The sequence below is a fragment of the Methylobacterium sp. SD274 genome (assembly GCF_017355285.1).
In the GTDB taxonomy this organism is placed as follows: Bacteria; Pseudomonadota; Alphaproteobacteria; order Rhizobiales; family Beijerinckiaceae; genus Methylobacterium.
Map to the genome: position 1 here is coordinate 1 of NZ_JADIJP010000003.1, position 12529 is coordinate 12529.

Consider the following 12529-nt stretch of genomic DNA (forward strand, 5'->3'; position numbering starts at 1 on the left):
CGGCACGAAGAACGTCCAGCCGTATTGCAGGTTGGCGATCATCACCATGCAGATCACGCCGATCACCAGCTGACCCCAGCGCCCGAAAGGCGGTGCGGACGCCGTGCCCAGGGTCGGATGGGTGGTCCCGCCCGAACGTGGGATGGCGGCGCGAACGGTCATGACCGTCTTCCTCGGTGTCTCGTCTGTTGTTTGCCGAGTTCTAGCCGGGAATATTTTGAATTCAAGAAACTTTGCTGGCAATGGCGTCGCAAGCCGAAACAAAAAATTTGGATCACGCGTATAAAAAATTCAAACTCTTGCTGCGGAGGCCTTTAACTTCACGTCAGTGCTCAGCTGCGGAGTTCCTCACCCGGATCAGTCGGGAATCGTACAATTCCATGGCCTCGAATCGGAACATTTCAGCAATTGTTATCGTTCGGCCTTCGACTTCGCGGTGCCCGGCGCATGCCGCGTCCCGGCCTCCCCGAGCGATCATGAGGATCATTTCGATGAGCAGCACCACCGACAAGATCAAGGGTCTCGCCAACGAAGCCGTCGGCAACATCAAGCAGGGTGTCGGCTCGGCCACGGGCAACGAGAAGCTGCAGGCCGAAGGCAAGGCGCAGGAACTGAAGGGTGAAGCCCAGAAGACTGTGGGAGACGCCAAGGACGGGATCAAGGGCGCGGCTCAGAGCGCCGCCGACGCCGTCAAGAAGATCTGACGATCCGGCCCGATGGCCAGTCCGGTGAGGGGAGTTTCCGTCCCCTCACCGTAGATCGACGTCCATGCGACGTCCGGCTGAGACAGAATCAAAGACCGAACAACGATTCCGAGGGCCGGGACCGGGACCCCGATTCAGGGCCAACGCCCGGATCGGTGCGACGGCAGGATGGATCGGGCCCACGCCCTTCCATCGGCTCGCGAATGGAGATGTGTCCATGAACAGAGATCATTTCGACGGTGGCGTCCGTAATCTGCAGGGTCGCGGCAAGACGGCCATCGGCGCTGTGACGGGCCGCGCGCGCCAGCAGGTCGAAGGCGCATACGATCAGGCCGCCGGCGCAGCGCAATACGCGTATGGCGAAGCACGCGACACCGTGAACGACCTGCGCCGCGATGGCGAACGCTTCATCGGTGAGGCGAGCTCCCGCGCCCATGCCCTGGCCGACGAAGCCGAGCAGCGTCGCCAGGCGATCGCCGACCGTGGGTATGCGCTCGCCGACGAAGCTCAGCGCCGCGGCCGTCACTACCGGGGTGAAGCTGTGTGGCACGGCCGGGCGGTGGCGGCTCGGGCGGACGAGAACAAGGCCGTCACGCTCGCTCTCGTGGCGGCGGCAGCCTTCGGGCTCGGATGGCTGTTGCGCCCCTCGCGCTGAGTCCGAGATCCGGACACCCTTCTTGTGAGGGCCTATTCGGCCTAGAAGACCACCCTGGCGGCGCGGGGCCGCAAGGGACACGACGACCATGGCGGTGCGGAACTGGTTCGATCTCACGACCGGCGAGATCGAATCCGCCATCGGCCACTCCATCGCCATCCTCCCCGTGGCGGCAGTGGAGCAGCATGGCCCGCATCTGCCATTGTCCACCGATGTCACCATCGCCGAAGGCTATCTCGCCAAGCTGGCCGAACTCGATGCGAGCGACCTCGACATCCTGGTCCTGCCGGTCCAGAGCGTCGGCAAATCGGACGAGCACGACGCGTTTCCCGGTACGCTCACGTTAACGGCCGAGACGGCCCTGCGAGCCTGGGGCGAGATCGGCCGCAGCCTCCATCGCGCCGGATGCGGCAAGCTCGTCATCGTCACCTCCCATGGCGGCAATAGTGGTCTCATCGACCTCGTGGCGAGCGATCTGCGCAGTCTCGGCATGCTCGCCGTCACCACGGCCTGGAGCCGGTTCGGCTACCCGCCGGGCCTCTTTCCCGAAGACGAAATCAGACATGGCATCCATGCCGGCGCCGTCGAGACGGCGCTGATGCTGGCGCTGAAACCCGATGCGGTGCGTCGGCAGGCCATAGCCGATTTCGAGCCTCGCTCAGTCGCGATGGAGCGCGACTTCACTCACCTGCGCGCCGGCCGCCCAGCCGCCTTCGCCTGGAAGTCGCAGGACCTCCATCCTTCGGGTGCCATCGGCAACGCGACTCTCGGCACGCGCGAAGCCGGCCTCGCGGCCCTCGATCACGGTGCGCGAGCCTTCCTCGATCTCCTGCGCGACGTGGATCGCTTCCGTCTCGATCCGTGAGGCGCCTTCGCGGCGCCTAATCCTCGTCCTCGGTCTCCGGGGTGCGGCCGGGCCAGGTGACGATCTGGTCGAGGAGTTCGTCGGTGGTGAACTCCTCTTCGTTGCCCGAGATCCGGCCGCGCACCGAGATGCCGGCTTCGTGGACGCTGGCCTGACGGCCTGAGACGAGGGGATGCCACGGATAGAGATCCTGGCCGTCTCGCACGAGGCGATAGGCGCAGGTCGGTGGCAGCCACGGGATGGTGCGGACCGCCTCCGGCGTCAGGCGGACGCAATCGGGCACCCGTCTCTGGCGGTTGACGTAATCGCGACAGTTGCAGGCGAGCCCGTCGAGAAGGGTGCAGCCGACATCGGTATGGTAGACCTCGCCGGTATCGTCATCCTCGAGCTTGAGCAGGCAGCACCGGCCGCAGCCGTCGCACAGGCTTTCCCACTCGGACGACGACATTTCGTCGAGGGTCTTCTCCCGCCAGAACGGCTTCGATGGCTCGGGCGCCATTGGGTCCGGGGCAAGGAGGGGGGATGTGCGGTCCCTCATCGGGAGCACCTTCGGGGTTCGAAACGGAGGGCGGAGCGCGCAGGCTCCTTGACGCATGTGGGCCTGATCGGCAAGCCGCGCCACCTCCGCGCCCCATTCCCGGATCAAGGTTGACGAAGGGTTATTCTCGCCGACGTCGCGACGTTTTCGCTTTCCGACGCATTATGGTGCGGACCGTCCGCGTTCTTCCCCTGCCGAAGGGCGGGTGGTGTGGATTGCCGGGCCTCGCGAAGACGCGCGGAGCTTGGTAGTGCTTGACCTGCGGCATCGGTGAGCGGTGCCGGCCGTGCGTTGAGGGACAGAGATCACGTCGTGCGCCTGCCCAAAGCCACCTCGCTTCTGACGCGCCTGAAACACGCCGCCCTCGGCTTCGATGCCTGGGTGAATGCGAGCCTGTACGACAGCGGCCGCTCCACCGCCGAGACCTACGAGCGTTTCCAGGAACGCATGCAGATCTTCTCGGTGCGCGGCTGGAAGCGTGTCGCCCTCGATCTCACCAGCGAAGCGGTGACGCTCGGGACCGGCGGCGCCGTTCTGATGCTGGCCCTCGCGCAACCCGCCTTCAACCTCACCAGCGAGAACTGGCTGAAGCAGCAGGATCTCGCCGTCACCTTCCTCGACCGCTACGGCGTCGAGGTGGGGCGGCGCGGGATCAAGCACGACGACTCGCTGAAGCTCGACGACTTTCCCGACAGCATGATCAAGGCGCTGGTCTCCACCGAGGACCGGCGCTTCTACGAGCATTGGGGCATCGACCCGATCGGCACGGCGCGCGCGCTCGTGTCGAACTCGCGCGGCGGCGGCAACACGCAGGGCGGCTCCTCCATCACCCAGCAGCTCGCCAAGAACCTGTTCCTCACCAACGAGCGCTCGCTGGAGCGCAAGGTGAACGAGGCGTTCCTGGCGCTCTGGCTGGAGAGCCATCTCAGCAAGAACGACATCCTCAAGCTCTATCTCGACCGCGCCTATATGGGCGGCGGCACCTTCGGCGCGGTGGCGGCGGCCGATTATTATTTCGGCAAGCCCCTGAAGGACGTGAGCCTCGCCGAGGCCGCGATGCTGGCCGGCCTGTTCAAGGCGCCGACGAAATACGCGCCGCACGTCAACCTGCCGGCGGCCCGCGCCCGCGCGGTGGACGTGCTCCACAACATGGTGGAAGCTGGCTTCGTCACCGAAGGCCAGATCCAGACGGCGTTGCGCAACCCGGCGACGCCGGTGACCCGCACCCGCGACATCACCGCCGATTACTACCTCGACTGGGCCTTCGGCGAGATCAAGGGCATGGCGGATGCCGGCAAGCTGCGCGGCGATCGCGTGCTGATCGTGAAGACGCCCCTCGACATCGGTATCCAGAAACGTGCCGACCAGGCGGTGGAGAACATCCTGCGGCAGTACGGCGACCAGTACGACGTGGACGAGGCTGCCATGGTCATCCTCGATCCGGACGGGGCGCTGCGCGCCATGGTCGGCGGGGCCGATTACGGCGAGAGCCAGTTCAACCGGGCCACCGATTCCCTGCGCCAGCCGGGCTCGTCGTTCAAACCCTACGTCTATGCGGCGGGTCTCGCCGCCGGCCTCTACAGGCCAGACACCCGGGTCGTCGACCGGCCGATCTGCCTCGGCAATTGGTGCCCGCAGAATTACGGCCGCTCGTTCTCCGGCGCCACCAACCTCACCGTGGCGGTGGCGAAATCCATCAACACGATCCCGATCCAGATCTCGGTCGCACTCGGCAAGGCCATCGGCATCAAGGGCGACTTCCCCGCCGCCAAGGCCGGACGCGCCAAGATCATCGACATGGCCCATCGCATGGGCATCACCACCCCGCTCACCGATTCCGTCTCGCTTCCCATCGGCTCGGCAGAGGTGAACGTCATCGATCAGGCGGCGGCCTATGCGGTCTTCGCCAATGGCGGCCGCAAGGCCAAGCCCTACGCGGCCATGGAGGTGAAGAACTCCTCCGGCGAGGTGATCTACCGCCATGCCGACGAGAAGCCCGAGCAGATCCTCTCCCCCCAGGTGGTGGCCGACATGAACTTCATGTTGAACAAGGTGGTGGAGGAGGGGACCGGCCGTCGCGCGCAGCTCGACGGCATCAAGGTCGCGGGTAAATCCGGGACGACCAACGCCTACAAGGATGCCTGGTTCGTGGCCTATACCGGCAATTACGTGGGCGCCGTCTGGTTCGGAAACGACGATTCCACCTCCACCAACAAGATGACCGGTGGCTCGCTGCCCGCCATGGCCTGGCACGACGTGATGGAAACGGCTCACCAGGGCATCGAGTTGAAGGCGATGCCGGGCCTCAAGGAGAACACGCGGCCGGTGGCGCAGGCCGGGTCGTCCTTACCACCCAACGCCGCCGCCAGTGCGGCCGGCAAGCTCTCGCGGCGCTCGTTCGAGGTCATCGGCAGCATGAACGGACTGTTCCGCACCGTGGAGGCGGGGACGCCCGCCGGCGCCCGCGCCGCCGCTGGGGAGACCACGGGCGCCGTCGCCGATGGCGCCCGCCCGGTCGGCGGCCGCATTGGCATCCCGTAGCGACGGTGTCCAACGGCCCCAGGATGTCAGCCGCCGCATGAGCACCACAGATCACCCTGCCCGGTCCGGCGCGATGCCGGGCATCGCGGGCGTCGCCGGCCGGGGAAGCCGCGCCTTTCGGGCCGTCCTGCGCCGGACGTCCCGCGTCGGGCTCGTCTTCTATACGCTCGCCCTCGGCGCGGGCTTGGGGTTGGCGACGGCAGATTATGCCACGCGGGGCGGCTATCCGTTCGGCGGCGTTTCGGTGGGGAGCTGGATCGCCTGGCCGCGCACGGGCTCGCTCGGCGCCGATCCGTATGCCCGCGCGGTGAATGCCCGGCGCGGTGAGATTCCCCTGGCGGTGGGGGAAGGCCTGCTTCTGACCGCCTCCCAGGACGACGAGGGCCGCGCCCTCAATGCCGCCTGCACCTACCGGATCGCCGGCGCGACGCCTCCTGCACGGGCCTGGACCATCACCGTCGCCGGGCGCGGCAAGCGTGACCCCGACCGGCCTGTGATGCGCGAAGGCTTCACCTCCACAGAGGTGCTGCGCGACGTGGACGGGCGCTTTTCCATCGTCCTCGCCCCGGACGTCCAGCCCGGCAACTGGCTGCCCATGCCGCGCGCTGCCGGCCCGGTGCGGCTGGCGCTCCGCCTCTACGATACGCCGGTGGCGGCCAGCGCCGGCACGGTGGAGCGATCCGCGGTTCCCACGATCTCCCGCACGGAATGCGCGGAATGAACCCGACCGGCCGTTTCCTTCTCGCGACCCTCGCCGGCCTCGTCCTGGCCGGGCTGGTGCATATCGTCGTCGTGCTGGCGATCCCGAGCCTGTCGGAATCCGACGCGCTGACGAAGGCACGCACCAGCGAGACGCTCGATCACGCGATGCCGGTCTACACTCTGGCCACCGGCATCAACCCGGCTCCAGCCGAGGCGTGGCTGCCCATTCCCGATCCCTCCGTCGCCGTGGGGATCTGCGCCTACAACCTCGCCGAGGGTCCGATGCGCGTCTCGGCACGGACCGGCGCGCTGATGCTGTCCCTGGCCGTTCATGGCCGGCGGGGGGCCTTCTACGCCGTCACCGACCAGGCGGCGGTGCGCGGCGCCCTCGACCTCGTGATCCTCACCCGCGCCCAATACGACGAAGCCTTGGCCAACGAGGACGAGAACGATGTGAGCCGCGACGTGCGGATCGTCGCCACAGAGCGGGAGGGCTTCGTGGTGGTGCGCGTGGTCGCGGCCCTTCCGAGCCAGCGGCAGGCGGCGAACGAGGCGGTTCAGGCCGTTTCCTGCACCATCGACAGCCCGACCGAGGACGCTGCGAAATCCGGCGGCTGAAAGCGTCCCGGCTCTCCTCGTCCGGCAAGGGCTCGAACGCGAGGCGTGTGAACGGGTAATAGAGGGTATCCCGCCGCTGTCCGGCGTCCGGTTGGAGAGTGCGTACTCGATGTCTCGAGCCGAACGTCTCTTTGATCTGCTCCATGCCCTGCGCCGGCATCGGCGGCCAGTGAGCGGCAGAGTGCTGGCGGACGAGATCGGCGTCAGCATCCGAACGCTTTATCGCGACATCGCCAGCCTTCAGGCACAGGGAGCGACGATCGAGGGAGAACCGGGCGTCGGCTATGTCCTGAGGCCCGGCTTTACCCTGCCGCCTCTGATGTTCCCCATCGAAGAGATCGAGGCACTCGTCCTTGGTTCCCGCTGGGTGGCCGATCGAGCGGACGATCGGTTGCGTGATGCGGCGCAGAGCGCGCTCGCACGGATCGCGGCAATCCTCCCGCCCGACCTGCGGGACGATCTCGACGCCTCGACCCTGCTGATCGGGCCGGGCACCGGTATGCCCTGCGATATCGTAGATCCTGCGCTGCTGCGCAGGGCGATCCGCGCCGAGCTCAAGCTGTCCCTGTCCTATCGCGATGCGACCGGCACGATCTCGCAACGCACTGTCTGGCCGTTCGCTCTCGCCTTCTTTGACTCCGTCCGAATCCTGGTCTGCTGGTGCGAATCGCGGCAGGCCTTCCGTCATTTCCGTACCGATCGGATGATCGCGGCCAACCTTGCCAACGGCCGCTATCCAAAGCGCCGGCACGCGCTGGTTCGGGAATGGCGCGAGGCGCAGAGGATGCCAGAAGCTTCGAACTCGTCGATATAGCGCTTCCGTGCCCAAGGTTGCTGCCATATTCCGGCAGCATGTCGCCGTAGCGTTCGCCCTGTTCACTCATGGACAGGAGAGTCGGCATGACCGAAACCAACACCGTGTTCCTCTACGTGTCGGACGCACCGGCGAGCGAGCACTTTTATACCCGCCTCCTTGGCATCGAGCCGGTGACGGCAAGCCCGACCTTCGTGCTGTTCGTGCTTCCTTCCGGCCTCGCGCTCGGATTGTGGAACAGGGATGGCGTGGAGCCGGCCGCCATCGGTACGGGAGGCGGCGGAGAGATCGGCTTTAAGGTGAAGCGCACGCCGCAGATCGACGCCATCCACGCCGATTGGCAGGCCAAGGGTGCGACCATCGCCTGCCCGCCGACGGACCTCGACTTCGGTCGCAGCTTCGTTGCCCTAGATCCGGATGGGCACCGCCTTCGCGTCTACGCGGTCACTCAGGACGGCTGAGTGCGACGCCGGGCCATCGGCCCGATCAGTATTTCGCGACGATGGGTCGGGCGGCCTCGGCCTCCGGGGCCGCCACCAATCCGCAGCGCGCCTCGGCCTCCGCCGGAAGCAGCGGGTCGAGCATCACCCGGCGTCCGTCGAGGCCGGCGAGGCTGCGCTCGACCGAGACGGCTTCGACCGAGGGGACCTCCACGAGGAGATGCTGCAGGGCATAGCGGTAACGTTCCGCGCGAACCCCCGTCTCCAGCCGGACCCAGGCCACGAGGCAACGGTTCTCGGCGACCCGCATGGCGGCCTGCCGAATGCTCTCGTCGTCCAGGCTCTTCACGAAGGGCAGGCTGCGCAGGCGCAGGGTATCGGCATTCGCCACCCGCGTGGCCGTAGCCACGAAGAGTGGGATCAGGCGCCCATCCGCCGTGATGTCGTCCGACAGGCGACGATAGCGCGAAACGGGCGAGCGGAAGGGCTCCGCGACCAGAGCCGCGTGATAGCTGGCGTCGTCGTCGTTACGCCAACTCGGCGGCAGCACGCGGGTGCGGGTGAGATTGGCCAGGGCGTCGGTGAAGGCCTCGTTCTCGGCTGCCGGCATCAGGAAGCGCCAGGCCCGGTCACGCAGGGTGCGCTCGTCATCCGTGAGCGGGAAATACGAGGCCGGCTCGTTGCGGTAATGCGCGGCCACGGTGCCGGTGGATGCCACGAGGCTGTTCCACGCGCTCGGGGCCGGACGGCCGAAATCACCCTTCTGGGCGCAGCCTCCCAACAGCAGAAGCGCGGCGGCGGTTGCGGTTGCGGTTGCGGTCCGGACCGGGCGTCGGGTGGAGCTGACGGAATGGGACGCCGGCATCGCGCTTCCTCGGAGTGACGGTGCTGCTCGGCTCGCGGTGACCGGAGGCGGGGTCTCAAGAGGCGTGGGGCGTCAGGAGCGTCGGCGCTGGCGGGGGGCGGGCAACGCCGGGTCGGGCATGCGCTCGTAGCGGACGCCGGTGAACAGCAGGATCTCTCCCGCCATGCCGTCTGCGCTGTCGTCTTCCCTGCGGAAGCGGCGGACGGCGCTCTGGCGGAACGGCACGACGCTCGCGGTCGGGCGCGTCATCGAACGATCCCCCCGGTCGCCCGAAGGCTCTCCGGTATGTAGGTCGGCTTTCTGGGACTTGCGGTCAGGCGTCATCGCTGGCGATCCCATCGATCCTCGATCCGCACCACCCGAACCTGTCGGAAGCGTCCACTCGAATCCCGTCGGGGCCTGGCCCCGTCGAATTCTCAATCCATCGTGATGCAGAGCGGAGATCATCACGGGGTAGTTAACGAAAGGTTTCTGCACTCCTTCAATTCGAAGGGTAGCGCGGGACGGCTGACCTGGGGAACGCGGTCGCGTGGCAATTTCGCCGCAGCGACGGGGCCCTCCGAATAGCAGTTGGAAACGAGCCCTGGCTTGCTCCTTGCTTCGCTCTTCGCTGCCCATGGCGGGCGTTTCCTCCCTTGTACTCGGCCCCGCTCCACCTGTGAGCGGGGCCATTTTCATGACCCGTCTCGCGGTGCATCGAGCAAAAAGTGTGACCGGCACGACACGCTCACCGTCCGCCTCCGTGTCCGATGAGCCTTGGCCGGAACAAGGACGGCATCCCGCGCGCTTGCTAACCCATGGCAGCGGCAGATATGCCGCCTCAATCCGATCCGAGCGAAGGACAACGCAGAATGCGCGTGGCGACCACACGATCCTCCAGCCTCTCGAAGGGCCTGTCCGTGGCTCTGAAAGCCGCTCCCTTCGCGCTCCTTCTCCTTGCGGCCGGCCCAGCCCAGGCCCAGCGTGAAGATCAGGGCCTGCAGCTCGGCTGCGCCAACGACTACTTCCGCCTCTGTGCCGGCGTCGACCCCAACAGCAACGAGGCCGAGAAGTGCATGGAGCGCAATCGCCCTCGTCTCTCTCCCGAATGCCGCAACGCCATCGGCGACTACGACCGTCGCACCGGCGGCAAGTCCCGCTGAGAGGATAGGTCCCGCTGAGAGGATAGGTCCTGCTGAGGCGGGACCACGGAGACAAGTCTCGCCGACAGGGGAAAGTCACCCCTCGGCGACGCGTCCCGGTAAGAAGTCTGTCGACGCGAGCCGGGCCGTCGACTAGGCCTGCTGCGTCCGACGAAGACTGGGGACGGGCGGGTCCCCGAGCCTTCGCCGATGCTCGAACGTGAATGAGGCTCGTGCGCCATGGCTCTGACCGTCGCGGTTCAGATGGACCCGATCCAGGCGATCAGGATCGCCGGTGACACCACCTTCGCCCTGCTCCTCGAAGCGCAGGCGCGAGGCCACGACCTTCTGTTCTACACGCCGGACCGCCTCTCCATGCAGGGGCAGGTGGTGACCGCGCGGGTCGAGCCCCTCCGGGTCCAGGATGTGGAGGGCGCTCACGCGACCCTCGGTGCCGTGGAGCGTGTCGACTTGGCCGATGTCGACGTGGTGCTGATGCGCCAGGATCCGCCCTTCGACATGGCCTACATCACCGCGACCCATATGCTGGAACGGATCCATCCTCGGACCCTGGTGGTGAACAACCCGGCCGAGGTGCGCAACGCGCCCGAGAAGCTGTTCGTCCTCGATTTCCCGCAGCTCATGCCGCCGACCCTGATCACCCGCGACAAGGCGGAGATCGAGGCATTCCGCGCCGAGCACGGCGCCATCGTCATGAAGCCCCTGCACGGACATGGCGGCGCGGCGGTGTTCCGGGTGCTGCCGGAGGACGCCAATTTCGGTTCGATGTTCGACCTCTTCTCGGTGACGTTCCGCGAGCCCTGGGTGGTCCAGCGCTTCCTTCCCAAGATCACCGAGGGCGACAAGCGCATCATCCTGGTGGACGGCGAGCCGATGGGCGCGATCAACCGTGTCCCGGCGCTCAACGACATCCGCTCCAACATGGTGCGCGGCGGGGCGGCGGCGGCCTCCGACCTCACCGAGCGCGAGCGGGATATCTGCGCCACGATCGGTCCGGAGCTCCGCCGGCGCGGCCTCATCCTCGTCGGCATCGACGTGATCGACGGCAACCTCACCGAGATCAACGTCACCTCTCCCACGGGCATACGCGCCATCAAGCGGCTCGGGGGACCGGATCTGGCGGTCTCGGTCTGGGACGCGATCGAAGGGCGAATCGCGGCAGCCTGAGCGCATCTTTCAGGGCCAGGCCACGCTCCCCTTTTCCGGCGCGAGGGCTGAAGGCGCCAACCGGGACGCCTTCACCTTCGCCAATCAGCCTTTCGACGCGTGGACCGCGAGTTCGGGCTTGTGGTTCAGGGTCTGGAACACGACGCAATAGCGCTCCGTCAGCTTGAGGAGCTGGTCGAGCTTCTCCTGCGGCGCATCGGTGTCGAGGGCGAAGTTCAGGCGGATCGCACGAAAGCCCACCGGCGCTTCCTTGTCGACGCCGAGCGTGCCACGGAAGTCGAGGTCGCCCTCGGCGCTCACCGTGCCGGCGCGCAGATCGATCTCGAGGGCGGTCGCCACCGCTTTGATCGTCACCCCGGCGCAGGCGACCAGCGCCTCGAGCAGCATGTCGCCCGAGCAGAGTTCGAGGCCGGACCCGCCGGTGGCCGGGTGAAGGCCGGCGACTGCAAGCGCCCGCCCGGTCTCGACCTTACAGGCGATGGAGGTGTCGTCGAGGGTGCCCTTGGCCTTCAGGGTGATGACGGCCGATTCCGGCGTATTGCGGTACTGGTCCTTGAGAGGGGCCTGGAGCGAGCGCAGGGTGGTGGCGTCCATCGGGTGTTTCCTCGATCGTCTTGGTGCGATTGTCGTCTTGGTCTTTGCCTCGGCGTCTAACCTGGGATGCGCCCGGACGCCAGGGAAGGGCTCACCACCATTGCGCCGCCTCGGTAGGCGCCGCCGCTTGAGCCGGCTTCAGCGAGCGGTCCAGGGCAGCGAGGATGCGGCGGGTGGCGGCCTCGCTATGCGGCGAGGCCGGATCGCGCGGCCGGGCCAGCGCCAGGGGAATCGCATCGTCGAGCCGGCCGGGCTTGGGGCGCATCACCACCGCCCGGTCGGCCAGCGCCACTGCCTCCCCGACATCGTGGGTGACGATGAGGATCGTCGGCTTCGTCTCCTGCCAGAGGGCGAGGAGATGGCCGTGCAGGTCCTTGCGGGTGAAGGCGTCCAGCGCCGAGAACGGTTCGTCGAGGAGGAGCACGCGCGGGTTCGCCACGAAGGCGCGGGCGATGGAGACGCGCTGCTGCTGCCCGCCGGAGAGTTCCCGCGGCCAGCGGCCCGCATGTTCGGCAAGCCCTACCATGTCCAGGGCATGGGTGATGCGTGCCTTGCGCTCCGCCCGGGGCAGGTGGCCGAGGCCGAAGCCGACATTGTCGGCGACATCGAGCCAGGGCAGCAGGCGCGGTTCCTGGAAAACGAGCCCGACGCCCGGATGCGGCTCCGCGATTCGCTCGCCGTCGAGGACGATGCGGCCCTCGCTCGCCCGGTCGAGCCCCGCGACGAGCCGCAGCAAGGTGGTCTTGCCGCAGCCCGAGCCGCCGATGAGCGCGACGATCTCGCCCTGGGGCACGGCGAGGTCGATGCGCTCCAGCGCCCGCGTGCCGTCGGAATAGGTCTTGGACAGGCTATCGAGGGTGAGCATCGCGGGGCGCCAGCCTTCT

General features: G+C 67.4%; 15 protein-coding genes and 1 pseudogene. 10 read left to right on the plus strand and 6 right to left on the minus strand.

The genetic code is table 11. The features are described from left to right. Window positions 1–162: pseudogene (locus IPV08_RS24420) on the minus strand (oxalate/formate MFS antiporter); the annotation flags it as partial. Between the two features lie 329 nt (window positions 163–491). On the opposite strand from IPV08_RS24420, the gene IPV08_RS03445 reads away from it, so the two are divergent. The 3 genes from IPV08_RS03445 to IPV08_RS03455 all read left to right on the plus strand — a co-directional run bounded on the left by IPV08_RS03445 (window position 492) and on the right by IPV08_RS03455 (window position 2224). Then, the gene (locus IPV08_RS03445) at window positions 492–704 is read left to right on the plus strand and encodes a CsbD family protein (RefSeq protein ID WP_056251411.1); all 213 of its coding nucleotides are present in this window, start codon (window positions 492–494) and stop codon (window positions 702–704) included. A 217-nt stretch (window positions 705–921) separates the two neighbouring features. Continuing rightward, window positions 922–1359, plus strand: a complete 438-nt coding sequence (locus IPV08_RS03450; protein WP_207410782.1) for a CsbD family protein — start codon at window positions 922–924, stop codon at window positions 1357–1359. A gap of 88 nt (window positions 1360–1447) precedes the next feature. Then, complete coding sequence (locus IPV08_RS03455; RefSeq protein WP_207410783.1) at window positions 1448–2224, plus strand: creatininase family protein; 777 nt, start codon at window positions 1448–1450, stop codon at window positions 2222–2224. A gap of 16 nt (window positions 2225–2240) precedes the next feature. Here the strand turns inward: IPV08_RS03455 and IPV08_RS03460 are convergent, their stop codons facing one another. After that, window positions 2241–2762: a YcgN family cysteine cluster protein gene (locus IPV08_RS03460; protein ID WP_156467750.1), complete on the minus strand. Its 522-nt coding sequence runs from the start codon at window positions 2760–2762 to the stop codon at window positions 2241–2243. Between the two features lie 312 nt (window positions 2763–3074). On the opposite strand from IPV08_RS03460, the gene IPV08_RS03465 reads away from it, so the two are divergent. From IPV08_RS03465 to IPV08_RS03485, 5 genes are all read left to right on the plus strand, one after another. Then, the gene (locus IPV08_RS03465; protein WP_207410784.1) at window positions 3075–5303 is read left to right on the plus strand and encodes a PBP1A family penicillin-binding protein; all 2229 of its coding nucleotides are present in this window, start codon (window positions 3075–3077) and stop codon (window positions 5301–5303) included. Between the two features lie 73 nt (window positions 5304–5376). Beyond that, window positions 5377–6024: a DUF1214 domain-containing protein gene (locus tag IPV08_RS03470; protein WP_082470592.1), complete on the plus strand. Its 648-nt coding sequence runs from the start codon at window positions 5377–5379 to the stop codon at window positions 6022–6024. Then, on the plus strand, window positions 6012–6623 hold the full coding sequence (locus IPV08_RS03475) for a hypothetical protein (RefSeq protein WP_200919079.1): 612 nt from the start codon (window positions 6012–6014) through the stop codon (window positions 6621–6623). Before IPV08_RS03470 ends, IPV08_RS03475 begins: the two co-directional genes overlap by 13 nt. 109 nt (window positions 6624–6732) lie before the next feature. Beyond that, the gene (locus IPV08_RS03480) at window positions 6733–7437 is read left to right on the plus strand and encodes a YafY family protein (RefSeq protein WP_207410785.1); all 705 of its coding nucleotides are present in this window, start codon (window positions 6733–6735) and stop codon (window positions 7435–7437) included. A gap of 86 nt (window positions 7438–7523) precedes the next feature. Beyond that, on the plus strand, window positions 7524–7898 hold the full coding sequence (locus IPV08_RS03485; protein ID WP_207410786.1) for a VOC family protein: 375 nt from the start codon (window positions 7524–7526) through the stop codon (window positions 7896–7898). 25 nt (window positions 7899–7923) lie between these two features. Here the strand turns inward: IPV08_RS03485 and IPV08_RS03490 are convergent, their stop codons facing one another. After that, entirely contained in the window at window positions 7924–8742 is an 819-nt protein-coding gene (locus IPV08_RS03490) for a hypothetical protein (RefSeq protein ID WP_246747768.1), read from the minus strand. Between the two features lie 72 nt (window positions 8743–8814). Beyond that, entirely contained in the window at window positions 8815–8991 is a 177-nt protein-coding gene (locus IPV08_RS03495; RefSeq protein ID WP_200919078.1) for a hypothetical protein, read from the minus strand. 602 nt (window positions 8992–9593) lie between these two features. On the opposite strand from IPV08_RS03495, the gene IPV08_RS03500 reads away from it, so the two are divergent. Continuing rightward, entirely contained in the window at window positions 9594–9884 is a 291-nt protein-coding gene (locus tag IPV08_RS03500; RefSeq protein ID WP_056426933.1) for a hypothetical protein, read from the plus strand. Between the two features lie 219 nt (window positions 9885–10103). Beyond that, window positions 10104–11051 (plus strand): glutathione synthase, encoded by a 948-nt coding sequence (gene gshB / locus IPV08_RS03505; protein WP_207410787.1) that lies wholly within the window; start codon window positions 10104–10106, stop codon window positions 11049–11051. Window positions 11052–11135: 84 nt separating this feature from the next. On the opposite strand, the gene IPV08_RS03510 is transcribed toward gshB, so the two are convergent. Continuing rightward, a complete protein-coding gene (locus tag IPV08_RS03510; RefSeq protein ID WP_056426926.1) occupies window positions 11136–11645 on the minus strand; it encodes an OsmC family protein in 510 nt (169 codons plus the stop codon). 91 nt (window positions 11646–11736) lie between these two features. Next, a complete protein-coding gene (locus tag IPV08_RS03515) occupies window positions 11737–12510 on the minus strand; it encodes an ABC transporter ATP-binding protein (RefSeq protein WP_056426923.1) in 774 nt (257 codons plus the stop codon). Window positions 12511–12529 lie beyond the last annotated feature (19 nt).